Origin of the sequence: Yersinia sp. IP36721, from assembly GCF_003634395.1 — a bacterium.
GTDB classification, from domain to species: Bacteria; Pseudomonadota; Gammaproteobacteria; order Enterobacterales; family Enterobacteriaceae; genus Yersinia; species Yersinia entomophaga.
Genome location: NZ_QCZL01000005.1, coordinates 155,217 through 180,924 on the forward strand (window position 1 = coordinate 155,217; position 25,708 = coordinate 180,924).

Here is a 25,708-nt window from a genome sequence, read left to right on the forward strand (position 1 = left end):
AGAAAAATACAGGAAGAGGTTATTTTGATTTACCTCATTGATTGTAAATCAAAAAGTAGAAATGATTCGTTTTTTGGTTTTTATTTCATCGATTATTACTGAAACCAACCAATCACAATTAAATAACAAGTGATTGACATGGGGAGTGGCGAGTTAAATAGGTTTTTTGCACTGTTATTTTATATTGTTGCCAACTGTATCTTTACTTTTTAATTAAACGGATTGCAGGTAATCCATGAGGCTTGGCCGTTTTGAACGCACGAACAACTCGGCGGAGATATAAATAAAGTGAAGCCACGAATAAAAAGGCGACTCATCTTGCGATTGAGCCGCCTGTTTCTTCGAGCTAGCCTGAGTCGTTCTTCAGGCCGGGTCGATTACTTATCGTTGACCAAGCCGTCCAGATAACGCTCCGCGTCTAACGCAGCCATACAGCCGGTGCCCGCGGAGGTAATCGCCTGACGATAAATATGATCCATGACGTCGCCGGCGGCAAATACGCCAGGTACGGAAGTCTGGGTCGCGTTGCCCTGAATGCCAGACTGCACTTTGATGTAGCCGTTTTCCCGTTCCAACTGATCGCCGAAAATTGCGGTGTTTGGGCTGTGGCCGATGGCGATAAATACGCCAGCAACTGCCAGTTCTTCGGTTTCATCGGTTTGGGTTGAACGCAAACGCACGCCGGTAACGCCCATTTGATCGCCCAACACTTCATCCAAAGTGCGGTCGGTGTGCAACACGATATTGCCGTTCTTCACTTTTTCCATCAGACGGTCGATCAGGATTTTTTCCGAACGGAAAGTATCACGGCGGTGAATTAGATGTACTTCTTCCGCAATGTTTGCCAGATATAACGCTTCTTCAACCGCAGTGTTACCGCCGCCGACTACCGCGACTTTCTGGCCACGATAGAAGAAACCGTCGCAGGTTGCGCAAGCGGAAACGCCTTTGCCTTTAAAGGCTTCTTCAGATTCCATCCCCAGATAACGGGCCGATGCCCCTGTGGCGATGATCAGAGCATCACAGGTATATTCTTCGCTATCGCCGAATAGACGGAACGGACGCTGTTGCAGATCGACTTTATTGATATGGTCGAAAAGAATTTCGGTTTGGAATTTCGCTGCGTGTTCGTGCATACGTTCCATCAGCGCCGGGCCGGTTAGACCTTCTGGGTCACCGGGCCAGTTTTCAACTTCGGTGGTGGTTGTCAGCTGGCCGCCTTTTTCCATCCCGGTAATCAAAACGGGCTTCAGATTGGCGCGGGCGGCATAAACTGCCGCGGTGTAACCCGCAGGACCTGAACCAAGAATAATTAATTTGCTGTGCTTAGCCGTGCTCATGAATACCTCTTTCCCACAATGGCGGACAATGTTAGGGATTGTAGGGAAAATGTGACAGTAAAAAAAGCGAACAAAAATGTTGTTAGCGATTTGTTTGATAGGTGATGACTATTTTCTCAGCGAAATGCATTAAGAATAAGCAGTTAGGAGAGAAACCTATCGGATGGGGCTTTTTTAATCGCGGCTACATTTGCTCTCGGACATGGCTGTCCGCAAGTGGTTGGCCTTAACCCTACGAATTTTGTGCCCTCATCTGTCACTTCCACCCGAATTCAGCGGAATTTTCTCTCTGAACATGAGGTAAAAAAAGCGTAAAAACGAGGGGAAAATGAGCGAGTGAGATTTTTTATCTGGCACGTTCTACTGATTTAACTTCTTTTACTTTGACAATCGGCTGTGCATTTGCGAAAACATCATAGGAAGAAGAAATTATCTGCGCGCCATAATTTCAGAATTGGTATCACTGATATCAATCGAAAACCCTGGAACGTTTTCGATTAATGCTGGGTGGCTACGTGCAGTGATTTCTCGGTATCGTTGGAAAACATCCCATTCGGCACCGCGATGTTTTCATCTCTTTCGGGACGCTAATAATCATCGAGTACCTCGCATGCGGTTGGACAGACAGGGTGTGAGATAGGAACATGTTGATATATTTGCACAAAAACAGGCTGTGGGTCTTTGTCTGTGGCAGGCTCAGAACACCGACTTCCGGTTAGGGCATGTGGCGGATTCAAGGAAATTAAGAGAGACAATAAGATGATAGACAATAAGAAACGCCCGGGGAAGGAGCTTGACCGTATTGACCGTAACATCCTGAATGAGCTTCAGAAGGATGGTCGGATCTCAAACGTAGAGCTTTCAAAACGTGTAGGTTTATCGCCTACGCCGTGTCTGGAACGTGTTCGCCGCTTAGAGCGCCAGGATTTCATTCAGGGCTACACTGCGCTGTTAAATCCGCAATATCTGGACGCTGCACTGTTGGTTGTTGTTGAGATTACTCTGAATCGTGGTGCGCCAGATGTGTTTGAACAATTTAACACCGCAGTGCAAAAACTTGATGAAATTCAAGAGTGTCACTTGGTTTCCGGCGATTTTGACTATTTGCTGAAAACCCGCGTGCCAGACATGTCTGCCTACCGTAAATTGCTTGGTGAAACCTTGCTGCGTCTGCCGGGAGTGAACGACACCCGTACTTACGTAGTTATGGAAGAAGTAAAACAGAGCAATCGTCTTGTGATCAAGACGCGCTAAACGGGCAGGTGCAAAACCTGAGTAATTTGGTTACACTCCTGTTTATTCATACAGTTTCAGCGCCGGGAAGGTTTCTCGGCGTTGTTTCTATTACCAATTCACAGGACCTGGAGAGCCTTTCTTGAGCCAGGAATATACAGAAGATAAAGAAGTTACCCTGAAGAAACTCAGCAACGGGCGTCGTTTACTTGAAGCCGTACTGATTGTGGTAACTATTTTGGCAGCGTACCTGATGGCCGCGCTGATCAGTTTCAACCCTTCCGATCCAAGCTGGTCACAGACCGCATGGCATGAACCTATTCATAATCTGGGTGGCAGCGTTGGCGCCTGGATGGCCGATACGTTGTTCTTCACCTTTGGTGTGCTGGCTTACGCCATTCCGCCGATCATGGTGATGTTGTGCTGGGCCGCATTCCGCCAGCGTGATGACAGCGATCATATCGACTATTTCAGCCTCTCTCTCAAACTGATCGGCACGCTGGCGCTGATTTTGACATCCTGCGGGCTGGCTGCGCTGAATGTCGATGATTTGTACTACTTTGCTTCCGGCGGTGTGATTGGCAGCCTGTTCAGTAACGCGATGCTGCCGTGGTTCAACGGCGTGGGCGCGACGCTGACGCTGCTGTGTATCTGGGCGGTAGGCTTAACCCTGTTTACCGGCTGGTCATGGCTAGTTATTGCCGAAAAAATCGGTGGGGTAGTGCTGGGTTCTTTGGCCTTTCTGACCAACCGTTCCCGCAGATCTGAGCGTCAAAGAGATGAAGATGACGATTATCTGGATGCCGAAATTGCCGATGAACCCGACGCTCAACCCGGCGTAGCCGCATCGGTCGTTGCTGCGACAACAGCCAACGCGAGTGATGACGTTGATGATGTCCTGTTCTCGGCACCATCGCTGACTAAAATCCCAACGGAAAGTCCTGGTGAAAATGCCGCTGTTGCTCCGGTTATCCCTGATGCTGCGCCACAGACGGCAGCAGCGCCTTATGATGATCCGCTTCTGAGCACGATGAGGGCAACAGACGTTGATGATACACAGACTCAGCATCAGCCGTGGGCTTCGACAGAAACGGCGCCGGCTGAAACTGCGTCAGCGCAAAATGTTAGCCACAGCGCATCGCCAATGACCGAGAATCTGGCGACACCGCCGCTATATTCCTTCGAAATTCCTGAAGAAACACCGGCACCGATCCGCCCAACCGCCGAGCCTGAGAAACGTGAGCCGCAAATGGGCACATGGGATGCCGATCCGCAGCCGTCGCCGTTTGATTTTACCGCCGCTCAGCGCCACAGCGATCGCGTGGAATCAACGCCTTATATGAATCCTGGTTTCGGTGACGAGTCGGGCGCTGAAAGCTCACCTTCGGCTGTCACCGGCTCTATTCCTGCCGTGGGTCATGGGGTGTCCACGGCCGCCGCGGCAACCTTTATGCCAGCGTTTACCGCTATAAGTGACAGTAACTCCCAGATTAAACAGGGTATTGGCCCTGAGTTGCCTCGTCCTAACCCTGTGCGTATTCCTACCCGTCGTGAAATGGCTTCTTATGGTATCAAGTTGCCGTCACAGCGCATGGCAGAGCAGGAGCAACGCGCTCGTCAGGGCGTTGAGCCTCAGCCTAGCGCGCCGCAAAGTGTGGAAGCGCAGCACGACGAAGATGCGTTGCAACAGGCCATGCTGCGTAAAGCTTTCGCCGATCGGGAAAACCAGCGCTACGGTGAAAATTATGCCGCAGAGCCAGAGCCGCAGATCGAACCGGAAGATGAACAAGCGTTGCAGGACGCGGAGCTGCGTCAGGCCTTTGCTGCTCAACAGCAAAGTCGTTACGGGATATCTTCTGAATCTGAGCCAGTCGTGGTGCCAAGTCGCCCGGTTGATACGCATAATGCATTCACCTTCTCGCCGGTTGCGGATTTGGTCGACGATACGCCGCGCGAACCGCTGTTTACGCTGTCACCTTATACCGAAGAGCCCACGCAGCCGGAACCGCAGTATCAGGCTGAACCTCCAGTGCAGCAGCCAGCCGCACCCGTCTATCAGCAGCCGGTGGCTCCTCAGCCTGCGGCACCAGCGGAGTCGGCCTATTCGACAGCCCAGAATGCGCCGACTTATCCGACGGCTGCTCCGCAGGCACCGGCCGCACCTCAACCGGTACCGCAGCCTGTTCCTGCTATGGACAGCCTGATTCATCCGTTCCTGATGCGTAACGATCAGCCGCTGCAAAAACCAACGACACCACTGCCGACGCTGGATCTGCTGGCTTCTCCGCCAGAAGAGGAAGAACCGGTGGATATGTTTGCCTTGGAGCAAACTGCGCGTTTGGTTGAAGCGCGTCTTGGAGATTATCGGGTCAAAGCCGAAGTGGTGGGAATATCGCCGGGGCCGGTGATTACCCGCTTCGAGCTGGATTTGGCTCCAGGGGTGAAAGCTTCACGTATTTCTAACCTGTCGCGCGATTTGGCGCGTTCTCTCTCTGCCATTGCGGTGCGCGTGGTGGAAGTGATTCCAGGTAAGCCTTATGTCGGGTTGGAGTTACCGAATAAACGTCGCCAGACCGTCTATCTACGAGAAGTGCTGGACTGCGCTAAATTCCGTGATAACACTTCGCCGCTGGCTATTGTGCTGGGTAAAGACATTGCCGGGCAGCCGGTGGTGGCGGATCTGGGCAAAATGCCACACTTACTGGTTGCGGGTACGACGGGTTCCGGTAAATCGGTCGGTGTTAACGCCATGATCCTGAGTATCTTGTATAAAGCGACTCCGGATGAAGTTCGTTTCATCATGATCGACCCGAAAATGCTGGAACTGTCAGTGTATGAAGGTATTCCTCATTTGTTGACCGAAGTGGTTACCGATATGAAGGATGCCGCTAATGCGCTGCGCTGGTGTGTGGGCGAAATGGAACGACGTTATAAGCTGATGTCCGCGCTTGGCGTGCGTAATTTAGCGGGTTATAACGAACGCGTGGCGCAGGCTGAAGCTATGGGGCGTCCGATTCCCGATCCGTTCTGGAAACCAGGCGACGGCATGGATATCGAACCGCCAATGCTGGTGAAACTGCCATACATCGTGGTGATGGTAGATGAATTTGCCGATTTGATGATGACCGTCGGTAAGAAAGTGGAAGAGCTGATTGCCCGTTTGGCGCAGAAAGCGCGTGCCGCAGGTATTCATCTGGTGCTGGCGACTCAGCGTCCATCGGTGGATGTGATCACCGGCTTGATTAAAGCTAACATACCGACTCGGATTGCCTTTACCGTGTCCAGCAAGATCGATTCCCGTACCATTCTCGATCAGGGCGGTGCAGAATCGTTGTTGGGCATGGGTGATATGCTGTATATGGCGCCAAACTCATCGATACCGGTGCGAGTGCACGGTGCCTTTGTACGCGATCAGGAAGTGCATGCGGTGGTTAACGACTGGAAGGCTCGCGGGCGTCCGCAGTACATCGAAAGCATCCTTAACGGCAGTGATGACAGCGAAGGCGGTAGTTTAGGGCTGGATAGCGATGAAGAACTGGATCCGCTGTTCGATCAGGCTGTCAGCTTTGTGTTGGAAAAACGCCGAGCCTCTATTTCCGGGGTTCAACGCCAGTTCCGCATTGGTTATAACCGAGCTGCCCGTATTATCGAACAGATGGAAGCCCAGCAAATCGTTAGTCCGCAAGGCCATAACGGTAACCGTGAGGTGTTAGCTCCACCGCCTCATGAATAATCGTTATCAATGATCGGATCATGACGTATAAAAGGGCCGCATTGCGGCCCTTGAGCTAAAAGATAAAGCGCGTTTAAATTGATAATTAAAGCTTTTCAGCGGTCGTTCTAAGGTTTCAGGCTACGACCAGAAAGATTGGTAACATTGACGCACAATCATTCTTTTAGTGAATGCTGTGCAAAGAAGCGTAAACCATGCTGTTTATCAGATTATTGTGCTATAGCTGAATAATAGGCTTCGGCTAGAGTGCAGATAGTTAATTATTGAATAGGTCCCTATGGCAATATTTGCCGGGGTAATAGCATTTACAAGGTATTTGGAATCATGAAAAAGCTGCTCGTTGCCTGCTGTTTGCTCTCCAGTGTTATTTCCGCCTCCGCTTTGGCCGATGCAAGCCAGGATCTTCAAGGCCGCCTGAGCAAAGTGAACAGTTTCCACGCTAAGTTCTCGCAGTACGTGACCAGCGCTGACGGCGCGGCGGTACAAGAAGGTGAAGGCGACCTGTGGGTAAAACGCCCAAATCTGTTCAACTGGCATATGACTTCGCCAGACGAAAGCGTGCTTATCTCTGACGGCGAAACGCTGTGGTTCTATAATCCTTTTGTTGAACAGGCGACGGCAACCTGGTTGAAAAACTCAACCGGCAACACACCGTTTATGCTGATTACCCGCAATAATCCGGATGACTGGAAACAGTACAATGTGAAACAGAAAGGCGATGATTTTGAGCTGACGCCAAAAGCGCCGAGCGGTAATCTGAAACAGTTCGCCATCAGCGTGACGCCAGGCGGCACGATCAAAGGCTTTACCGCCGTCGAACAAGACGGCCAGCGCAGCGCCTATGTGCTGAAAGGCCAGCAAAACAGCACGTTCGATGCCAGCAAATTCAAGTTTACCCCGCCGAAGGGGGTTACACTGGACGACCAGCGCCAGTGAGGTGTGAGTGAGTAATCTATCCCTCGATTTTTCTCAAAACGAGTTTCAGCCATTGGCCGCGCGTATGCGGCCTTTAACGTTGGCTGAATATATCGGACAGCAGCATTTATTAGCTCCGGGTAAACCATTGCCACGTGCGATTGAAGCAGGGCAACTGCATTCGATGATCCTATGGGGGCCGCCGGGAACCGGTAAAACCACGTTAGCTGAAATTATTGGCCGCTATGGGCAGGCAGATGTGGAGCGTATCTCTGCCGTGACCTCCGGGATCAAAGAGATCCGCGAAGCGATCGAGCGGGCGCGTCAAAACCGTGATGCTGGGCGGCGGACTATTCTGTTTGTTGATGAAGTACATCGCTTCAACAAAAGCCAGCAGGATGCGTTTTTGCCTCATATTGAAGACGGTACTATTACTTTTATCGGTGCCACCACCGAAAATCCCTCTTTCGAACTCAATTCGGCTTTGCTTTCTCGAGCCCGGGTCTATTTGCTGAAAGCGCTGACAGCGGCAGATATCGAGAAAGTGATCGATCAGGCGATGTCTGATAGTACCCGCGGTTTGGGCGGTCAGAATATCAAGTTACTGGATGAAACCCGCCGCATGATGTCGGAGTTGGTGGGAGGAGACGCTCGCCGGGCGCTAAATAGCCTGGAAATGATGGCGGATATGGCTGAAATTGATGCCAAAGGTGTGCGAGTACTGACTCCTGAATTATTGAAAGAAGTTTCGGGGGAGCGTAGCGCTCGCTTTGATAACAAAGGCGACCGCTATTACGATCTGATTTCGGCGCTGCATAAGTCGGTACGAGGCTCGGCGCCGGATGCCGCGCTGTATTGGTACGCCCGTATTATTACCGCCGGTGGCGATCCGCTATATGTAGCCCGGCGTTTGTTAGCCATTGCTTCGGAAGACGTCGGCAATGCCGATCCTCGCGCGATGCAAGTCGCTATTTCTGCCTGGGATTGCTTCACCCGCGTCGGCCCGGCAGAAGGTGAAAGAGCCATCGCCCAAGCCATTGTTTATCTTGCCTGTGCGCCCAAGAGTAATGCGGTTTATACCGCTTTCAAAGCGGCGATGCGTGATGCACGTGAAATGCCTGATTTTGATGTGCCAGAACATCTGCGGAACGCACCAACCAAATTAATGAAGGAAATGGGGCTGGGCGCGGAGTATCGTTATGCTCATGACGAACAAAATGCCTACGCGGCCGGTGAGAACTATTTCCCGCCGGAAATGGCGGCAACCCGCTACTATTCGCCGACTTCACGCGGTCTTGAAGGTAAAATAGGTGAAAAGCTGGCATGGTTGGCTGAGCAGGATCAAAATAGCCCGATAAAACGCTACCGCTAGCCTTGTCGTTGCGGTAAGGTTATCTTTATAACTACTTGGTAAGCGGAGAATACTTCGCTTACGTCAGTAAGATTTCTTCTAACAACCCTTTATTTTTTTAACTACAAGCACAGGACTAGCATGCTCGATCCCAATATGCTGCGCAATGAGCTAGACGCAGTCGCAGAAAAACTTGCTCGCAGAGGTTTTAAACTTGATGTTGATACGTTGCGCGCACAAGAAGCACGCCGCAAAGTTTTACAGACCGAAACAGAAAATCTGCAGGCAGAACGTAACTCTCGATCGAAAATGATCGGTGCGGCAAAAGCTCGTGGTGAAGATATCGAGCCATTACGTCTTGAAGTTAATGCGTTGGGTGACCAGCTGGATGCCGCTAAAGCTGAATTGGAAACGCTGCAAAACGAAATTCGCGATTTGGCGCTTTCTATTCCTAACCTGCCGGATGATTCTGTGCCAGTCGGTAAAGATGAGAACGACAATCTGGAAGTGAGCCGTTGGGGCGAACCGCGCCAGTATGATTTTGACGTTCGCGATCACGTTGCTCTAGGTGAAATGGCTGGCGGTCTGGATTTTGCTGCTGCGGTTAAGCTGACCGGCGCGCGTTTTGTGGTGATGAAAGGGCAAATTGCCCGTATGCATCGCGCATTAGCGCAGTTCATGCTGGATCTGCACACTGAAAAGCACGGCTATCTGGAAACTTACGTTCCGTATCTGGTTAACCACGCCACGCTTTACGGCACTGGCCAATTACCTAAATTTGGTGGCGATCTGTTCCACACCAAACCGCTGGAAGAAGAGTCTGACAGCAGCAACTACGCGCTGATTCCAACGGCAGAAGTGCCAGTAACCAACCTGGTACGCGACGAGATTCTGGAAGAAGAATCCCTGCCATTGAAAATGACTGCCCATACGCCGTGTTTCCGTTCAGAAGCCGGTTCTTATGGTCGGGATACCCGTGGTCTGATTCGTATGCATCAGTTCGATAAAGTCGAAATGGTACAGATCACTCGTCCAGAAGATTCCATGGATGCGCTGGAAGAACTGACCGGCCACGCGGAGAAAGTACTGCAATTGCTGGGTCTGCCTTATCGTAAAATGTTGCTGTGCACCGGCGACATGGGCTTCGGTTCAAGCAAAACCTACGATCTGGAAGTGTGGCTGCCCGCGCAGAACACTTACCGCGAAATCTCCTCATGTTCCAATATGTGGGATTTCCAGGCGCGTCGTATGCAAGCGCGCTGCCGTAACAAAGTTGACCGTAAACCACGTCTGGTTCATACCCTGAATGGTTCTGGTCTGGCTGTTGGCCGTACTTTAGTCGCGGTACTGGAAAACTATCAGCAAGCGGATGGTCGTATTCAGGTTCCCGAAGTATTACGTCCGTACATGGGCGGCTTGGAATACATTGGCGGCTAAGCCATAGATTTCAGCTGTTGATGTTCAAAGCCTCGCATTGCGGGGCTTTTTAATGGCCTAAATTTGGGCGTTTATTTCGGAATATCTCCTGAGATGAGGGAAGTTCCTGAAAGTAAAAGTGGAGAAACTCAACATTTTGTTTGCAGGCTTATTGTTTGATGAGATAGCATAAAAACCACGCTGGTAGCATATCGTGCTATTACCACTGTCAGAGCAATTGACTTTTTTATCACCAGTGGCATGATGCGCTCACTTTCCATCGCGCCAACGGTCCTCGTTTCACTATGTCCGCATACTCTCGCCCAGTGCTATTGTTGCTCTGTGGGCTTTTGCTATTTACAGTTTCAATCGCGGTATTAAATACATTAGTTCCCCTGTGGCTTAGCCACCAGCATTTGCCAGTGTGGCAAGTGGGTATGGTAAGTTCTTCATATTTCAGCGGTAATCTTGCGGGAACCTTGATCGCTGGCCGACTTATTCAGCGTTTGGGCTTTAATCGCAGCTATCACTACTCTTGCCTGTTATTTGCGGCGGCGACCTGCGGGCTGATGCTGTCAGTCGATTTCTGGAGCTGGTTGGGCTGGCGTTTTATGGCCGGTGTAGCCTGCGCGTTGATTTGGGTAATTGTAGAAAGCGCATTGTTACGCAGCGGCACGCCAACTAATCGTGGACAGCTATTGGCGGCGTATATGACGATATATTATCTGGGCACCGTGGGTGGCCAACTGCTCTTGGGCATGGTCTCTACCCAGTTGGCCAGCGTGATTCCTTGGGTGAGCGCGTTGGTGATTACTGCGATGTTGCCACTTCTATTTGCTCACTTCGCTAATCAGTCGGCTGAAACCACCCATGTGAAGGTTTGGCCGATGTTTAAGCGTCGTAGCGCTCGCTTGGGTATCAATGGCTGTATTATCTCAGGTATCGTGCTGGGATCGCTCTACGGGCTAATGCCGCTGTATTTATCCCATCAGGGGATGAGCGATGCCAACGTCGGATGGTGGATGGCGCTGCTGGTCAGTTCGGGGATCTTCGGACAATGGCCGGTAGGGCGCATGGCCGATCGCTATGGTCGCCTGCTGGTGCTGCGTATTCAGGTATTTGTCGTGATATTGGGCTGTATCGCGATGCTCAGTAACTATGCGATGGCGCCAGCGCTATTTATTCTGGGGGCGGCAGGTTTTACGCTCTATCCAGTCGCTATGGCCTGGGCCTGTGAAAAAGCCAGTTCCGATGAGTTAGTGGCGATGAATCAGGCTTTATTGATGAGTTACACCATCGGCAGTCTGGCTGGGCCGACCATGACATCAATGCTGATGCAGAATTTTTCTGATAATTTATTATTCGTGATGATTGCGGGAGTGGCATTGGTGTATCTGATGATGCTGCTGAAGAAACCGGATCAGCAACACACGCCTTTTGCGGCGGTGTAACGCTCTCTGCCAGCCGGTTGCGAAATCCCGGCTGGCAGAATAAACGATAAGTCAGTAAATCACTTTGTGACCGTAACTTTCCAGGATACCTTTCACTCGATCCATAATTTCTTTGGATGGTGGCTTAACGCCGTCCAGCTTATATTCTTCGCCCATGGCTACCCATTTATGCTTGCCTAACTCATGGTAAGGTAGCAATTCGATTTTCTCGATGTTAGTCATATTTTGGGTAAACTCACCTAACATATGGGCGGATTTATCGTCATCTGACCAACCCGGAACCACAACGTAGCGAATCCAGGTTTTCTGGTTGCGTTTCGCCAGATAACGAGCGAATTCCAGAGTACGATGGTTAGACACGCCGACCAGATTTTGATGAATGGAATCATCCATTTGTTTCAGATCCAACATCACCAAATCGGTTTCATCCAGCAATTCATCAATCACCGGATCGTAACGGCGAACAAATCCGTTGGTATCCAGACAGGTATGAATGCCTTCTTTATGACAAGCGCGGAACCAGTCACGCACAAATTCAGCCTGTAAAATGGCTTCGCCGCCGGATGCGGTCACGCCGCCGCCGGATGCGTTCATAAAGTGTCGGTAGGTCACGGCTTCTTTGACCAGCTCTTCAACCGTCACTTCCTTACCGCCGTGGGTATCCCAAGTGTCGCGGTTGTGACAGTACAGGCAACGCATCAAACAGCCTTGAAAGAAAACGATAAAGCGGATGCCGGGACCATCAACGGTGCCACAGGATTCAAATGAGTGAATGCGACCAAGTACTGACTTAGCCACCCCCTCTGCAACGGGGCTTTCCGTTGTATTACAATTGGTTATGTTGTTCATAAAGTTCCAGTTAGAGCTATTTGGTGCTGAATGATGGACATTATATGGACATTCCTTTTAAAGGATTCAAGGCTACGGCATCTTGCAAAAAGTCTGGAGCATAATGCGCGTATGTCATCGTTTGTTGAATGGTGGAATGCCCTAGAATTCGTTGTAGTGTAATAATATTACCTCCATTCATCATAAAGTGTGTGGCGAAAGTGTGCCTTAATATGTGTACAGCTTGACCATTTGGAATGTCGGGTTTCATTGCCCTTAGTATTCTACGGGTTTTTGTGTAGTTTGACTCAAATAGTAAGCCTGTACTCCGCACCTTTATCAGCTTGAATAATTCTGCTGAGATAGGAACAGAGCGTCGTTTCCCGTTTTTTGTTTTCATAAAGGTAACCATGTTGTTGAAAACATGCTCACCTTTTAAGCCAGCAACTTCACCCCATCTACCACCGGTTGCTAAACAAATTAGCGCTACACTTCGATCATCTCCCGTCAATCTGGACAGCAAACTGCTTATCTCATCAGACGACAGAAATGACATTTCCGCTTCTGCTTCTTTAAACTTTTTGATCTCACTGAATGGATTTTTGCAGTGATATTCGCCAGCATTGATTAGCTTTGTGAACATACCCATTAGGATTGCATGGTGTCGGTTAACGCTTGAACCTTTAAGCCCATTATTCAGCATCTGAACGCGATAGTCCGTTATAGATTTTTTTGTCAATTGGTCTGCTCTAGTCACGCCCATTTGAGCAAATTTTGCCAAAATGGTATTGAGACGGCCTCTCTCAATTTCACCGCGTGAATGGCTCTTACCATGATAAATCCACCATAATCCCAATAAGTCGGTTAACTTTCTTCGATCTGCGGGTTTCTCAAGCCAATCTTTGTTGTGGTAATTAACCAGCACATGTCGTTCAAAAATCAGTGCTTCACCTTTGGTACTGAATTTACGCCGGACTCGCTTTCCTTCGGAACCCTGCGGCCTTACGTCCACTTCATATTTTCCATCGTCGAGTCTCTTAATTGACATAAGAAATCTCTCCAATGAAATCATTGTCTTGGAATATTATTTCGAAAATATAGCTTTGATAAATACTTAACCAATCTCTTTCCCGAAGTGGGTAGAGATTATTCCGACTTGCCCATCAGGGGAGAGTGCCGGAGCGATCTGTCCAGCTCCGGGATTAATTTCATCAAACATAAACCAATCCCGATATTTCCTAAATCTTGGGTGTTTGAATAATTTCATTCCAGCCTCAAAAGACATCTTAGCCTTTCCTGACTCATAGTTATGGTAAGTAACGTAATTAAGTCCTACCAAATCAGCAACTTCCTTTATTTTCATTCGCTCAGATTCTCTCATGAGCTTAAGTTTCTCGCTTTGAGGTGTTGACATAAAACTACAGATCTCTTATTTTTATACAACAATGAAACCCCGCATCAGACTTAACTAGTGCTAATTAGTGCTAAGTCGAAATGCAGGAACCACAAAGGAGAATAGCAAATGTCAGATGTCGCTAAAACTCTTGGATCTGAAAGTTTATTAGATAATGGAGATTTTCTATCTAAAAAAACAATCAGATTGTCAGAAAAACCCGCCAATCTTCTTTCGAAAGAAGGTTTCGCTCTGTATGTAGGTAAGACCGTTACAGCCGTTGTATCAATGGCAAAGGCTGGGAAGTTGCCCGCGTTCTATATGGCTGATCCCTCTAAACCAGGCGGTCATGCTGAGTTGTGGATCAGTCGGTCAGAGTGGGATAAATACGCTGAGCAATTAGTTGAAGATGCTCCATCTGAGTGGCACGGATGGAAAGACCGAATCAGTGCCAAAAAACCAGGAAGAGGGCATCGAAGTGTTTCTGGTGTGGCAGCATGAGCCACTCAATAACCCCAATCAGCAAAAACTCAAAAGGTTATCGCTCGTTTGTGCTCGCTTATCGCCGCAGTACGGCAATTAACCCAATTGCGCGGTATGAGGTGCTGTTGGGCGATCAGTCGTTTGGCTATTTCTACTCACAATCTCTGGCGACTCAATACATTGACTGGTTGTATAGCCAACGCACAACGGGAGCCGCAGCATGAAATCCATTTGCTTACCGGTGGCTAACGCCATATTACGAACCTACACGGCTGAAATAGCTGAGTTAAATCTCTGTGCATCAGATAAAGGCGAAGCTTTCTCGTTTAGCCCTCATCTTCGTGCACGTGAAAAAGAAGTTATCACCTGTAATGCCATTGCAGGATTAACCATGATCACAACGATAGCCTGGCAGTTATGCGGCTCTGAATTAAACGCTTTTCATCAGCTCAGTGCGGCCCTGCAAGAATTCAAAACGTCCGGCATTGCCCCGCAACCATTTAACGATGAGGTCGAGACATGCCCGGCCAATTAGCCGAATTAACCAGCGGAGCAATAGCCTTATTGGCAGCACTCGTTTGGATTGCCTTTCTTTCAGCCCGTGCGGTTATTCACGATCACCGTAGCCGCATAATCAACAAAAAAGAAACCGAACGCAAAACGTACCAGCAACTTTAAAGGATAAGAAATGAAGCAAGCCTATTTCATATTGATCAATGAGTTGTTGCAGCAATACCACTTCAAGGCCGAAAACCTGCGTATCGCTTCCGCTGTTGCCGACGAGGTGCGAATGTTTTCCCTTAATGATTATGCTTTTCGCCTGAGTGTCGGCTTGGAAGGGCTGCTAAGCACTGCGCAAGCGTCTGGAGATCACACTAGCGCTCAGGCGTTGGAATTACTGGTCACTCAGTGTAATGGCGGCGTCGTACCGGAATCGTTGGGATTCATTAGCGATATGGCCGCGTAATTCACTCTCCGATCGAGAGGTACATGATGGAGCAAGTCAACACAGATAAATCCCCTCTCGCGATGCAAGAGTGGGTACAGCAAACAGGTTTACATCATTTAAACCGCATCAGAGTCATGTTTAATCGCGATCCCGATGAAGAATTTGAAGAGCATTTGGAATTACTGAGTACAGGCAAGTCCAAAGGACTTATTTATTACGCCGCTGGGATAAAAAAACAACGTCATTCAGTGCCGTTTAGACAATTAGATATTCATGAACGTCAGGCCGTTCGTAAAGCGACCTTAGCGTTATGGGTAGATTTAAATTCAATACCCAGAAGTTTGATTTAATCCCTATTTAATTACATCCGATCAAATCAGGCGCTATGACTGCGTCGGGATCCCTATTACCTAAAATCAGGTTTTTAGAATGAGAAATAATCGAACTGAATTAAATATCGCTTACAGCGATAGCCTCAATAATATGCGAATGGATGAGAGAAAAAATCAGGCAATTATCACTTCTGTTCATTTAGAGAATCTGGCAAACGTGATTGTTGCCCGTAGTTTAAACGTTAAGGAAGCGGTACAGCTGCTGCGCGAAGAGTCCGAAAAGATTCAGAATCAAAGCCATGAGTGTGCAAACAATGGCTATTAATCGCTCCCCTTTGAAATGGGCTGGCTCCAAGGCCCGTATTATGGAAACCCTGGGCCAGCATTTACCTGCTGGTAAGCGGCTGGTTGAGCCGTTCGCCGGTTCCTGTTCGGTCATGTTGAATACGGATTATGACGACTATTTGATAACGGATATTAATGCTGACCTGATTAACTTTTACAACATCGCCAAAAGAGAAACGAGCGGGCTAATCAACCTGGCCTCGTCCTTGTTTATGACGGCTAACACCGCCGCGCAATATTATGAATTCCGCAATGTCTTCAATACCGGCAACAGTGACGCACTCCGCAGAGCGGTAATATTTCTGTATCTCAATCGCCATTGTTTTAATGGTATGTGCCGCTATAACCAAAGCGGCGGTTTTAATGTTCCTTACGGTAAATATAAAGCGCCTTACTTCCCCGAAGCTGAGATCCGTTTCTTTGCAGAAAAGGCCAAGAACGCCACGTTCCTATGCTGCGACTTTTCCGAGACGCTGAATATGGCAGTCCCAGGCGATGTGGTTTATTGCGATCCACCGTATATCCCAACGTCTAAAACGGCCGATTTTACCCACTATCACACTGATGGTTTTACCGATGATGATCAACGTCGCCTAGCTTTGGCGCTGGTAAATACCGCTGATAACGGTTGCAAGGTGGTGGTTTCCAATAGCGACACACCCCGCGCTGCCGAGCTTTACGCTCTTTTCGCCGTCCACAGTATTACCGCGCCGCGCTCTATCAGTTGCAAAGGCGATGGCCGTCAGAAAGCGCAGGAGATTATTGCTACGCTCGGAACGATTCAATGAGTATTGAGTCACCGACTGAATGGGCTTACACCTGGAATAAGCCCATTCCTGCCATTGGCGGCTATCAGTCGCCCATTCCTTTTGCTGTGGTTGAAAGGCCGCAGTCTCACCCGTTGGTCGTTCGCTATCTTAAACGCCAGGAAAAATTGGGTTATACCGAATTCAGAGAGCCTAACCGCACACTGTTAAATATCCGTAAACAGCGGGCTGAACAGGAGCGCGTTAATTATCAGCGTAGCCAGCAACAATGGGCTGAAACGCCGGAAGGCATTGAAGAACGGATTAACCAACAACCCGTTTTTATTAAGTCCTATTTCCAAAATAAAATCAGATGGCTACGTGATAATCGCGGCACTAAACAGACCAATGCATTTTTGACCGGTACCGGCAAGAATGCATTGCTGCGTTTGGATGCGGTACGTCAATATCAGGGCGTTAGCCAGAGCCATACTGCCGAGTTAAAAGTTTACCTGCATGGTGTTTTCGGTCATCTGGCAGAGCTAAGTAAACGCCGGGTAAAGTCCATCGCTAACGAGGTGGCCGGGCGTATTAACGAAATGTTTTGTACCGAAGTGGAAACCCCGACCGGCGAAGTTGGCGATCTGTCCGATGCGGCGTTGCTTCATATTTATCGCAATATCGCTTTTGAAGTGCGAACCCTGCGAGTTCAACCTCCACGCTGGCGCGAACTGGGGCCGCGTCCTGGGCAACCCGGCGAGGAGCCTTTAGATCGCACGGTTTGCCTTTCCGCGATTGCCCGGATGATTAATCCCGATTGGTGGGAACGGAAATTGTGGCGGTTGCGCAATGACTGGCGGGAAAGCCAGCTCCGCGCTGCCGGTTTTATCCATAAACGGGCTGCGCCTTATATCAGCAAAGAGGCGCTGGCCGACTGGACAGAGCAAAAGCGCCGGAATCGCGAGTTCTTCAAAAAACATGAGCTAATAGACGATGAAGGTCACACCGTTTCTTTAGAGGCAATGGTGGACGCCAGTATCAGCAATCCAACCATTCGCCGCCATGAATTGATGGCGCGCATGAAAGGGATTGAACTTGTCGCACAGTCGCGTGGGGATGTGGGCGTGTTCTATACCATCACTTGCCCATCGAAGTACCACGCTACCAATCAAAGCGGTCACGCTAACCCCAAGTGGGATCATAGCACCCCGCCGCAGGCGCAAGCCTACCTGTCTAAATTATGGGCGAATATAGGTTCGAAGCTGGGGCGTGATGGCCTGCGGGTTTACGGCTTTCGTGTGGCCGAACCGCATCACGATGGCACGCCGCACTGGCACTTATTGTTATTTATGAAGCCGCAAGAGTGCCACGCGATCACCGAGATTATGCGCGCCTACGCCGTAAAAACAGACCGAGCCGAATTGGGTAAGCGTACCAGCGCCCGCTTTACCGCTAAACAACTGGATCCGAAAAAAGGCAGTGCCACCGCCTATATCGCTAAATACATCAGTAAAAACATTGATGGTTACGCGCTGGATGGCGAGCTAGACCACGAAACCGGCAAGCCGCTGAAAGAAACGGCCCGCTTTGCTATGGCCTGGGCATCACGCCACCGCATCCGCCAATACCAGCCAATAGGCACCCCGCCGGTGACCGTTTGGCGAGAGCTGCGCAAGCTGAATAACAAGCTACTCAATGACCTGATTAAGTCAGATGAATATAAGTTAGCCCTACAGCACCTGATAGATGAAAAAACTGCTCCCACAGTTATTGCAGCTAAGGCCGCGGCAATGCGAGGGAAAAAGCTATTACTTGATCCGGCGATGGATGCTGTGATGTCGGCGGCTGACGTCAGTTGTTTTGCTACCTACATCATGCAACAGGGCGGCGTCCTGATCCCGCGTGCAGATTACACCGTGCGCATTGCCTATCAGGACAATGAACAGCCCAATGCCTACGGCGAAATCACTGAGAAGATTTTCGGTATCTATTCCCCGATCTTAGGGGAAGCATCCCGTATTTGCACTCGCTTAAAAAGTTGGAAGATTGTCGCCTGCCAAAAGGCGAAACCCGCCGTTGCCGTGGGGGTTGATGTTTTTCAGGACGGCCCCGCCGTCCCTTGGAGTTCTGTCAATAACTCTCCGGTGGTGCAAAAAATACACGAATGCGGAGAGGAAACAGACAGAACGTCAGAGTTAAAAATAGGCGATCTCAATACCTTGACCGATGCACAGCGCCGGGCATTGCTGCGAAGGATAAAAAAAGAGCCGTTATCAGCCCCAAAGGCTCGCACTTTAACACCGGCCGAAGCCGCTGCACGGCAGACATCCATTAAAAAGGCCAGCGAACGGGCACAGAAATTAGCCGAAATGGCACCGCTGGCGACAAAAATCCGTGATTTTGCTGATTCGATGGGCATTGCCATCAGCGAGATACAGGCGCGGGCCATGGCTGGCGGCGCAACCTTGACGGTTGAGGGGCAAAAATACCGGAGTAATCAGGATGGGGCGCTTTATTGCGTGAAAGCCAAACCTGCTACAGAACAGACAGCCGCCGGGCTAATGCAAAGGATGGCCCAATTACGACTTGAACACGCCATTCCGGCACATCACGATCACCGAGGATAATATGACGACAGCAAGCGACCGCAAACGCGCTCAGCGTCTGCGCGATAAAGAGGCAGGTATCACTATGGTTTCTCTGCGGTTAGATGAGCGGGAACTGGCAATGGTGCTGGAAGGATGCGAGCAGCGCCGCATAGCTCGCCAGCCTTACGACATTACCGAATATCTGACTGGCTTGATCCGCCAGGACAATAAGCTATTGCACAAGCAACTGGCCGAACTGAAGAAAAGTAGCTGTAAACGCTGTGGGGATACCTTGCCGGGCGAAAAAGACGGTTGCTGCTTACAGGGGGATTCGGCGTGCTGGCAGACCAGGGGGTATAAGAAACTGATGTTGGGTATATATAATTGAACTGACTGATAGCTATATAAAATAAACGAAGCCACATGTTTTTATTGTGGCTTTGAATGTATTGACCGCGACTTGAGGTAGAGGTAGGGCTCGATTGAATCTGAGCGTCAGCTATGAGCGAAAAGCGGACATTGCCAACAGTATTCTGTATGAATTAACGGGGAGCAGGTCACAACCTCGGCCAGCAAGCTCTGGACTAACCCAGCTGCGAAACGCTGCCGACTAACAAGATCATCTTCGTCGTCCTCGACGAAGAAGTGTGTGTAGGCAACAGGCCCCACCTTCTCATAGCCTTCACCATGCTCATCGTCTCCAAAACGCTTGGCGAGCGCCGCCAGCCCGTTCTTCAAAGCCTCTTGGTGCTGCTCTGAACGAATACGCTGAACGAATAGAGCTGCGACTTCCGCTATGGACAAAGTCGCTTACTTAGCTTCTCTGTTTCGATGCTGCAACTCACATATTTTTAACTATCAGAATGTGTTACCGAATAGTTCGTGCTAATGCTACTATTTGTATTCAATCGGATTAATGATGTTATTACGCAAATCCATTGAACTAGACATAAGGGAGTATATGGGGTTAGCTGAAGCTTTGGTTAGTATTCCGCAGTCTGAAAGAGGCGGTGAGATTGCTCAACGTGGGTTTGACTATCAAACTTGCTGGGCTTTATCTCAAATGCTGGAATATGAACTAGATGAAAAGAACTATGTGTTTATCTTCGAATATCATGATGATGTTCTTATTCTTGATGACGAAGTTTCTCCAACACAACTCACATTTGCTCAAGTAAAAACAAGAGAGAAACACTGGACTGCATCCACTCTGAGTAATAGCACCAAGAAGAAACCCGTATCTATCATCGGTAAGTTATTTATTCATCATAAGAATTTCGCCGAATATTCACCTAAGCTCCTTTTTGTTACTAATGCTTCTTTCAATCTATGTGAGGAAAACGGTGGTAAGTCTTGTTTTGGTGCAAATGAAGTCAAAGTGGAGTATCAGACGAGCTTTAAGAAAGCAATCAAAGATCAAGTAAAGCTTGATGACTCCAGTATCGATCTTTCTGTTATGCGATTCGTTCAATCCTCATTAAGCCTAGATGACCACATTACACATCTAAAAGGTAAGCTATGCGATTTCCTTAGCAAGAAGTTTGGCGATAGCATTAGCCTGAGTGTCAATGCATTAGCGTCTTTGCTTGAACAGGCATGTCGAGAAAAATCCAAGATAAAATCCGCAGATATTATTAATTTTTCTGAACTTATCTCACGAAAAGGTTTCTCATCAGAAGCATTGAACGGTGTGCTTGATTCCTTGAATGTAAGTAATAGTTTAAAGCCTAATTGGGACAAAGCTAGTCCCCTATTCAATGATCTTGGCAAAACATCGGTTCAGCGTGTTAGCCTGCAAGCCAGTTTCTCACAAGTTTGCATCGACCTTAACCAAAACACAAAAAATCCTTCGACTGTATATCTAGAATATGCAGTTAGCCTTTACGATCAGGCGAGTGTTTGCTCGGATTTGAAACTATACGTAACTGAAACCATGCACAAAATTGATGCACTTTGTTCAGATTATGCATTGACTTTAAAGTCAGGGAAGAAAGAATGTATCGTTGTTTACTCAATAATCCAGAAACTATTTGAGGGAGGTGAATAATGAAAAGCATATACTTTAAAAGTGCTCACATATTATCCCTTCGCGATAAGAAAGGATTCTCTTTCAAGTTCTCACCTGATATCAATATCATTACAGGTGAGAACGACACAGGTAAATCTAGCTTTATTAAGAGTTTATATCATACATTAGGTGCCGATGTTCGGCTGGATAAAAAGTGGAAAGAAGATAACTTTGTTTCAAAAGTTGTTATTTGTGTCAGTAATCGTGACTATGCGTTTCTTCGCCACGAAAAACGTATTTCCATTTTCGATATAACAGAAGGACAAGAGCATCACTTAGTGACCTCTAGCTCTCGTACAGAGATTGCATTAACTGTACGTGATATCTTTGATTTCAATTTGGAGCTTGTGACTAAAAGTAATTTGGTTCAGGGACAAGCACAACCAGCAAGTCTTTATCTCCCTTACTATATTGATCAAGATAACGGTTGGGGGAAAGTTTTAGATTCATTCAGCAGTTTGGCAATGTATAAGGACTGGCAAAACAATATCTTGAATTTTCATGCTGGTGTAAAACCAAAGGAGTATTACACTTTACAGGGAAAGATTAATTTAATTGATATCGATCTTGTTGAAATCCGAACGACGTTAAAAGCTCTAAAGGGAGCTAAGAAGCGATTCGAAGAGTCATTTGGAAGAGTACTTTTCGATGTGGATGTAAAATATTATGAAGAGCTGCTGGAGCGTTTCCTTCGTAAGTGCCAAGAACTACATCAAGAAGAGACAGAATACAGAATTAAGCTCATAAAAGTATTATCTCTACGAGATGAGTTAGTAGCAGAAATCGATGAGTCAAAAAGACAGCTCGATGAAAATGATATAGATTCTTTGCTACCATCAGCAGGCTTAGAAGCGAGATATGTAGTACTTGAGAACAAAGAAAAGCTATTGCAAATCATACCAAAGTTGTATGAGGAAAAGTCTGTATATGATGATCAAATCACTAAAATCAAAGAAGATTTGAAAAATGCTAAAAGCCTAAGCTCAGAACTCAAAGACATGCTTCAGGAAGTCAAAGAGCAATTGTCTCTTCAAGACGTTATTAAGTCTCAAGCAAGTAAGCAGGTTGAGGTAACTTTCGATGAGCAAATTAATGAATTACTGCTAAAAATTGGTGAATTGGATATTGCTAAAACTCAGCTTTCAAAAGAAATAGCAAAGTTCGAAGATAAAAAGCGAGCAAAAGAAATCAATGATAAGTTTAAAGAGTCACTGAAGTTTGCACAAACTGAGTTAGGTATCAAAGATCCTAAAGTTGGAACTATTCTTCAGTATGGCCTGATTTCTAAGAGCGAAACAGGCAGCCGTGCTCCAAGATCAATATTGGCTTATCACTATGCTCTTCTCAAAACAATAGAAAATAAATCGACAAGCCCTATGCTTCCAGTAGTAATTGACTCGCCTAAACAGCAAGATCCAGATCCGCACACAACGAAAAAGTTATTCGATTTATGTATTGATGGTTTATCAACTAATAGTCAGCTAATTATCGGCTCTGTTTCATTTGAAAGAGAAACGAATCAGTTTAAAACACTTATTATGACTGAAAAATACAGTCTGCTAAAATCAGAGCTTTACAATCAGGTTTATCAAGAGATTATGCCTCTTTATCAACGAGCTGCGTTATCATAATCTGATCATTAATATGGGAACACGCTCATCGCTAATGAGTGTGTCTACTCATAGTTACACTAGCTCTCAATTAAATTAGCCTATTTAATTGACCCGCTCTCCGTTGATCAACACTAAGTGCTGTTAGCTACTTCCGCTTTTGGCACTAAGCCGACTGCCACATCTGAATAGGATAAAAATCCTATTCAATTTACCCTTAATATCATTCCGCACAAAAGCGCCTACAGTCCACGCTGTCAGGCGCTTTTTTATTGCCCGTCGGATCTCATCGTTCTGATGCAGTGAATAGGGTGGCAATTATGGGTTTTCTGATGGCATTTTTACGGCCATTGCGGATATGAAAATGCAGCGTCAAAACCTCTTTCCGCGTTACCCCCCCGCCCCCGCTTTGTATGACTAGAAATTCACTTTTTATGCATTTCGAAAAGTGAGGGGAGGCCTTGTCTGGTGTGGTTTTCAGGGGGATGGGGTAGTGAATAGAGTTATGCGGATTGTTGCGCTATAGGCTTGCAGTGTTGAAGTGGGTTAGTTCAATGTCAACTTGTGCATTTATCAGTAAATCTTATGCTGGCAGTTGCGGCTTGCTCTTTTAAAATCGTGACATGTCACAAAAACAAAATCAAGTGGCTTGTGACGTGATTAAAAATGCCGATAAATCTAAAGTGACATGTCACGGTTGTATGTAACTTTGCCGCATTTTCGTTAATTAAGCACCAATATAGTGACCCCAATATTTTCGGCGTAAGTAGTTTGGTTAATTACGGTAACGTAATTTAATAGTTCTGATATTCGGATGGCTTTATTGCTTATATATGTATGCTGGGTTATTTAATCAAAAAAAATTTTCCTTAATAAGTTATTTAATTAGTAATGAATAACTTATTTTCATGGGGTGGCTCTGGAAAAACAAATGACCTTAACCTAAGGTTTTAGCGTTAGGGGTTTAATCTAACATATAGTCACATTCATCTAAAAAAAGGACATACTCGTGGATCTTAACCAAACCGCACTGAATATTAATAACTCCAATAAGTCTCAGACTTCTCAGGCAATCACTATTCAAGGCTACTGTAATAGCGTGCTGGAGCAACCTGAAGTTGACTTTTCCTATGACAAGTCGCTCAATGATTATCAACAGAAAATAAACACCTCACTCGGCACTGCACAAACTCACGCTAGTTTTTATCTGAATACGATACAGAAGCAGATAATAAGTAACTTATCTAATATTGGAAATTATTATGCACTCCATCAAGCTGTTCCGGAAAGTGTCCCTGAAAACGCAACTCCTCAAGATTGGATCACAGTCATTCAGGCATTATTGACCACGTCGCAAAAATATGAGTCAGAGTGTAATAATACATCTTCTCTTCTTAGCACCTTATCTGAAGAATTGAGCCGTGATACTGGGAATTTCGATCAGATTGTAACTGAATTGAATGCGGCACTGAATGGTAATAGTGGTGTGCTCGATAGTAATCGTAAGCAAATAGCCTCACTCGATACCAAAATAGCGGGAGAAGAGGCAGGGATAGTACTGAGTTTTGTCGGCTTAATTGGTGGGATAATATCTATTTTCATTGGCGCATTAGCAGATGTTGTTACAGGTGGCGCTGCGACAGGTATGGTAGTTGGTGGGGCTATAACAGTATGCACATCTGCAGCTGGTGAGGGGGCTTCACTTGCCGAGTTAGTTGGAGATATGAAACTAAAAGCAACCTTATTGTCAGAGGATGCGAACCTTCAAGCTGAAGTTAAACTGGCGCATGGGATTTCATCAGGATACCTATCACTCGCTAACCGGGTTAGCTTGGCAGTCACCGCAGCAGAAAGTATGTCCAACGCCTGGTCTTCTCTATCTTCGGATTTATCAACTTTAGTCAACGATTTAGATAACGGCATAATGAGCACTGATGCTGTTAGAACAATGTTCTTGAATACGGCAGATTCGGCGATAGTAACTGTTAAACAGGATGTTGATACTATAAAAAAACAAATGGATGGTATCAGTACAGTTACCGCAAGCTCTGGCCAGACTGTTTTTGATATTCTTCCAAGTTATTCTTAAATAGTAGAACCAAGTCATTAGGCTAACTATTTAATACAAGGGGGTATTATTAACATTTACCAGTATAAAGAAACAATTAGTGATATATCAGGTTCTCTATCTGAAAATTATAGTGGATTACCGGAACCTGCCATTGTGTACGTTAATCGCTCAATTGCAAGTGCTAACGATGCATTGAATGCGTGCACAGGTATTATATCCTCGATTCTCGGGCCTGCAGAGCAGTGGGAAGATGCACTAAATATGGCATCACAAGATATTATTAATAATAATATTCAGGGTTGTCGTTATCAACTGTCTGGTATGCAGGTTGGTGTGTCAAATTCAATTAGCGGCATTGAATTACAATTAGGGGACATAGAAGATATATCTGAAGATGTGAAAGATATATTGCTTATCCCTGTTCAGGATTACCAACCTGAGCAAGGGAATATTCCTGAAACAAAAATATCAAAATTTAGGGGAGATGTTGGTGAGTTATTTGATACAATTACAGGGCTTCAAGATTTCTGCGAGGTTGTGCTGGGAGATCTTAATTCATTAAATGACACGTTGAATATAGGTGTAAATCCCTACGATTATGATTCTTATAATTCACTCACTGTAGCTAAAATGCAAGTGGATACATGTTATACAGGAATAACCACGCTAAGGAACGATGTGTTTGAAGGTTGATGATGGGAGGCATATTACAATGATGTTTGAACATCTGATTTTTATATAGCATTTATATATATCATCAGGTTGTACTATAAATGCTGGTTCGTTCATTAATCTTCCAATTCCCAGTGCTAAGTAAAACCAACTCTTCAATGTTTTAGATGAGTTGGTTTTTTCT

General features: G+C 47.0%; 23 protein-coding genes. 19 read left to right on the plus strand and 4 right to left on the minus strand.

The annotated features are described in order from the left end of the window. Positions 1–377: 377 nt before the first annotated feature. Positions 378–1,340 carry a thioredoxin-disulfide reductase gene (trxB, locus tag DBA33_RS07155; RefSeq protein WP_064512871.1) on the minus strand — a complete coding sequence of 321 codons (963 nt, stop codon included), beginning with the start codon at positions 1,338–1,340 and terminating at the stop codon, positions 378–380. Between the two features lie 759 nt (positions 1,341–2,099). On the opposite strand from trxB, the gene lrp reads away from it, so the two are divergent. The 6 genes from lrp (at position 2,100) to DBA33_RS07185 (ending at position 11,439) form a co-directional block, all read left to right on the plus strand. After that, positions 2,100–2,594 carry a leucine-responsive transcriptional regulator Lrp gene (gene lrp / locus DBA33_RS07160; RefSeq protein WP_004717338.1) on the plus strand — a complete coding sequence of 165 codons (495 nt, stop codon included), beginning with the start codon at positions 2,100–2,102 and terminating at the stop codon, positions 2,592–2,594. A 121-nt stretch (positions 2,595–2,715) separates the two neighbouring features. Beyond that, a complete protein-coding gene (locus tag DBA33_RS07165) occupies positions 2,716–6,306 on the plus strand; it encodes a DNA translocase FtsK 4TM domain-containing protein (protein ID WP_120806022.1) in 3,591 nt (1,196 codons plus the stop codon). Between the two features lie 324 nt (positions 6,307–6,630). Next, positions 6,631–7,242: an outer membrane lipoprotein chaperone LolA gene (gene lolA / locus DBA33_RS07170; RefSeq protein WP_064512875.1), complete on the plus strand. Its 612-nt coding sequence runs from the start codon at positions 6,631–6,633 to the stop codon at positions 7,240–7,242. Between the two features lie 7 nt (positions 7,243–7,249). Further along, positions 7,250–8,593 (plus strand): replication-associated recombination protein A, encoded by a 1,344-nt coding sequence (locus tag DBA33_RS07175; RefSeq protein WP_064512877.1) that lies wholly within the window; start codon positions 7,250–7,252, stop codon positions 8,591–8,593. Between the two features lie 120 nt (positions 8,594–8,713). Next, positions 8,714–10,009 (plus strand): serine--tRNA ligase, encoded by a 1,296-nt coding sequence (serS, locus tag DBA33_RS07180; protein WP_064512879.1) that lies wholly within the window; start codon positions 8,714–8,716, stop codon positions 10,007–10,009. 284 nt (positions 10,010–10,293) lie between these two features. After that, positions 10,294–11,439, plus strand: a complete 1,146-nt coding sequence (locus DBA33_RS07185; protein WP_064512881.1) for an MFS transporter — start codon at positions 10,294–10,296, stop codon at positions 11,437–11,439. Positions 11,440–11,490: 51 nt separating this feature from the next. Here the strand turns inward: DBA33_RS07185 and pflA are convergent, their stop codons facing one another. The 3 genes from pflA to DBA33_RS07200 all read right to left on the minus strand — a co-directional run bounded on the left by pflA (position 11,491) and on the right by DBA33_RS07200 (position 13,681). After that, positions 11,491–12,288, minus strand: coding sequence for a pyruvate formate lyase 1-activating protein (gene pflA / locus DBA33_RS07190; RefSeq protein ID WP_120806024.1), 798 nt, complete (start codon positions 12,286–12,288; stop codon positions 11,491–11,493). A gap of 40 nt (positions 12,289–12,328) precedes the next feature. Beyond that, entirely contained in the window at positions 12,329–13,315 is a 987-nt protein-coding gene (locus DBA33_RS07195) for a tyrosine-type recombinase/integrase (RefSeq protein WP_120806026.1), read from the minus strand. A gap of 66 nt (positions 13,316–13,381) precedes the next feature. Further along, on the minus strand, positions 13,382–13,681 hold the full coding sequence (locus tag DBA33_RS07200) for a helix-turn-helix transcriptional regulator (RefSeq protein ID WP_120806028.1): 300 nt from the start codon (positions 13,679–13,681) through the stop codon (positions 13,382–13,384). Positions 13,682–13,789: 108 nt separating this feature from the next. Here DBA33_RS07200 and DBA33_RS07205 point away from each other — a divergent pair, with 108 nt between their 5' ends. The 13 genes from DBA33_RS07205 to DBA33_RS07270 all read left to right on the plus strand — a co-directional run bounded on the left by DBA33_RS07205 (position 13,790) and on the right by DBA33_RS07270 (position 25,545). Then, positions 13,790–14,161 (plus strand): Cox family DNA-binding protein, encoded by a 372-nt coding sequence (locus DBA33_RS07205; protein WP_120806029.1) that lies wholly within the window; start codon positions 13,790–13,792, stop codon positions 14,159–14,161. Continuing rightward, on the plus strand, positions 14,158–14,367 hold the full coding sequence (locus tag DBA33_RS07210) for a hypothetical protein (RefSeq protein WP_120806031.1): 210 nt from the start codon (positions 14,158–14,160) through the stop codon (positions 14,365–14,367). The genes DBA33_RS07205 and DBA33_RS07210 overlap by 4 nt, the downstream gene beginning before the upstream one ends. Beyond that, positions 14,364–14,678 carry a hypothetical protein gene (locus DBA33_RS07215; RefSeq protein WP_120806033.1) on the plus strand — a complete coding sequence of 105 codons (315 nt, stop codon included), beginning with the start codon at positions 14,364–14,366 and terminating at the stop codon, positions 14,676–14,678. Before DBA33_RS07210 ends, DBA33_RS07215 begins: the two co-directional genes overlap by 4 nt. 153 nt (positions 14,679–14,831) lie before the next feature. Next, the gene (locus DBA33_RS07220) at positions 14,832–15,110 is read left to right on the plus strand and encodes a hypothetical protein (RefSeq protein ID WP_120806035.1); all 279 of its coding nucleotides are present in this window, start codon (positions 14,832–14,834) and stop codon (positions 15,108–15,110) included. A 23-nt stretch (positions 15,111–15,133) separates the two neighbouring features. After that, entirely contained in the window at positions 15,134–15,442 is a 309-nt protein-coding gene (locus DBA33_RS07225) for a DUF5347 domain-containing protein (protein WP_240442688.1), read from the plus strand. A 79-nt stretch (positions 15,443–15,521) separates the two neighbouring features. After that, positions 15,522–15,749: a DUF2732 family protein gene (locus tag DBA33_RS07230; protein WP_120806037.1), complete on the plus strand. Its 228-nt coding sequence runs from the start codon at positions 15,522–15,524 to the stop codon at positions 15,747–15,749. After that, positions 15,724–16,557, plus strand: coding sequence for a Dam family site-specific DNA-(adenine-N6)-methyltransferase (locus tag DBA33_RS07235; protein ID WP_240442689.1), 834 nt, complete (start codon positions 15,724–15,726; stop codon positions 16,555–16,557). Before DBA33_RS07230 ends, DBA33_RS07235 begins: the two co-directional genes overlap by 26 nt. Then, positions 16,554–19,142: a replication endonuclease gene (locus DBA33_RS07240; RefSeq protein WP_120806041.1), complete on the plus strand. Its 2,589-nt coding sequence runs from the start codon at positions 16,554–16,556 to the stop codon at positions 19,140–19,142. Before DBA33_RS07235 ends, DBA33_RS07240 begins: the two co-directional genes overlap by 4 nt. A gap of 1 nt (position 19,143) precedes the next feature. Further along, complete coding sequence (locus DBA33_RS07245) at positions 19,144–19,491, plus strand: hypothetical protein (protein ID WP_120806043.1); 348 nt, start codon at positions 19,144–19,146, stop codon at positions 19,489–19,491. 573 nt (positions 19,492–20,064) lie between these two features. Beyond that, positions 20,065–21,150: a DUF4297 domain-containing protein gene (locus DBA33_RS07255; RefSeq protein ID WP_162975176.1), complete on the plus strand. Its 1,086-nt coding sequence runs from the start codon at positions 20,065–20,067 to the stop codon at positions 21,148–21,150. Continuing rightward, positions 21,150–22,802, plus strand: a complete 1,653-nt coding sequence (locus DBA33_RS07260) for an AAA family ATPase (RefSeq protein WP_120806046.1) — start codon at positions 21,150–21,152, stop codon at positions 22,800–22,802. The genes DBA33_RS07255 and DBA33_RS07260 overlap by 1 nt, the downstream gene beginning before the upstream one ends. Before the next feature lie 988 nt (positions 22,803–23,790). Beyond that, a complete protein-coding gene (locus DBA33_RS07265) occupies positions 23,791–24,870 on the plus strand; it encodes an HBL/NHE enterotoxin family protein (RefSeq protein ID WP_162975177.1) in 1,080 nt (359 codons plus the stop codon). A gap of 135 nt (positions 24,871–25,005) precedes the next feature. Then, positions 25,006–25,545 (plus strand): hypothetical protein, encoded by a 540-nt coding sequence (locus DBA33_RS07270; RefSeq protein ID WP_120806050.1) that lies wholly within the window; start codon positions 25,006–25,008, stop codon positions 25,543–25,545. The last annotated feature ends 163 nt before the right edge of the window (positions 25,546–25,708 follow it).

Excerpts from the sequence above, each read along its gene's own strand:
- trxB (WP_064512871.1), bottom strand. The coding sequence starts at position 1,340 with ATGAGCACGGCTAAGCACAGCAAATTAATTATTCTTGGTTCAGGTCCT.
- lrp (WP_004717338.1), top strand. The coding sequence starts at position 2,100 with ATGATAGACAATAAGAAACGCCCGGGGAAGGAGCTTGACCGTATTGAC.
- lolA (WP_064512875.1), top strand. The coding sequence starts at position 6,631 with ATGAAAAAGCTGCTCGTTGCCTGCTGTTTGCTCTCCAGTGTTATTTCC.
- serS (WP_064512879.1), top strand. The coding sequence starts at position 8,714 with ATGCTCGATCCCAATATGCTGCGCAATGAGCTAGACGCAGTCGCAGAA.
- DBA33_RS07185 (WP_064512881.1), top strand. The coding sequence starts at position 10,294 with ATGTCCGCATACTCTCGCCCAGTGCTATTGTTGCTCTGTGGGCTTTTG.
- pflA (WP_120806024.1), bottom strand. The coding sequence starts at position 12,288 with ATGAACAACATAACCAATTGTAATACAACGGAAAGCCCCGTTGCAGAG.
- DBA33_RS07195 (WP_120806026.1), bottom strand. The coding sequence starts at position 13,315 with ATGTCAATTAAGAGACTCGACGATGGAAAATATGAAGTGGACGTAAGG.
- DBA33_RS07200 (WP_120806028.1), bottom strand. The coding sequence starts at position 13,681 with ATGTCAACACCTCAAAGCGAGAAACTTAAGCTCATGAGAGAATCTGAG.
- DBA33_RS07205 (WP_120806029.1), top strand. The coding sequence starts at position 13,790 with ATGTCAGATGTCGCTAAAACTCTTGGATCTGAAAGTTTATTAGATAAT.
- DBA33_RS07210 (WP_120806031.1), top strand. The coding sequence starts at position 14,158 with ATGAGCCACTCAATAACCCCAATCAGCAAAAACTCAAAAGGTTATCGC.
- DBA33_RS07215 (WP_120806033.1), top strand. The coding sequence starts at position 14,364 with ATGAAATCCATTTGCTTACCGGTGGCTAACGCCATATTACGAACCTAC.
- DBA33_RS07220 (WP_120806035.1), top strand. The coding sequence starts at position 14,832 with ATGAAGCAAGCCTATTTCATATTGATCAATGAGTTGTTGCAGCAATAC.
- DBA33_RS07225 (WP_240442688.1), top strand. The coding sequence starts at position 15,134 with ATGATGGAGCAAGTCAACACAGATAAATCCCCTCTCGCGATGCAAGAG.
- DBA33_RS07230 (WP_120806037.1), top strand. The coding sequence starts at position 15,522 with ATGAGAAATAATCGAACTGAATTAAATATCGCTTACAGCGATAGCCTC.
- DBA33_RS07235 (WP_240442689.1), top strand. The coding sequence starts at position 15,724 with ATGAGTGTGCAAACAATGGCTATTAATCGCTCCCCTTTGAAATGGGCT.
- DBA33_RS07240 (WP_120806041.1), top strand. The coding sequence starts at position 16,554 with ATGAGTATTGAGTCACCGACTGAATGGGCTTACACCTGGAATAAGCCC.
- DBA33_RS07245 (WP_120806043.1), top strand. The coding sequence starts at position 19,144 with ATGACGACAGCAAGCGACCGCAAACGCGCTCAGCGTCTGCGCGATAAA.
- DBA33_RS07255 (WP_162975176.1), top strand. The coding sequence starts at position 20,065 with ATGGGGTTAGCTGAAGCTTTGGTTAGTATTCCGCAGTCTGAAAGAGGC.
- DBA33_RS07260 (WP_120806046.1), top strand. The coding sequence starts at position 21,150 with ATGAAAAGCATATACTTTAAAAGTGCTCACATATTATCCCTTCGCGAT.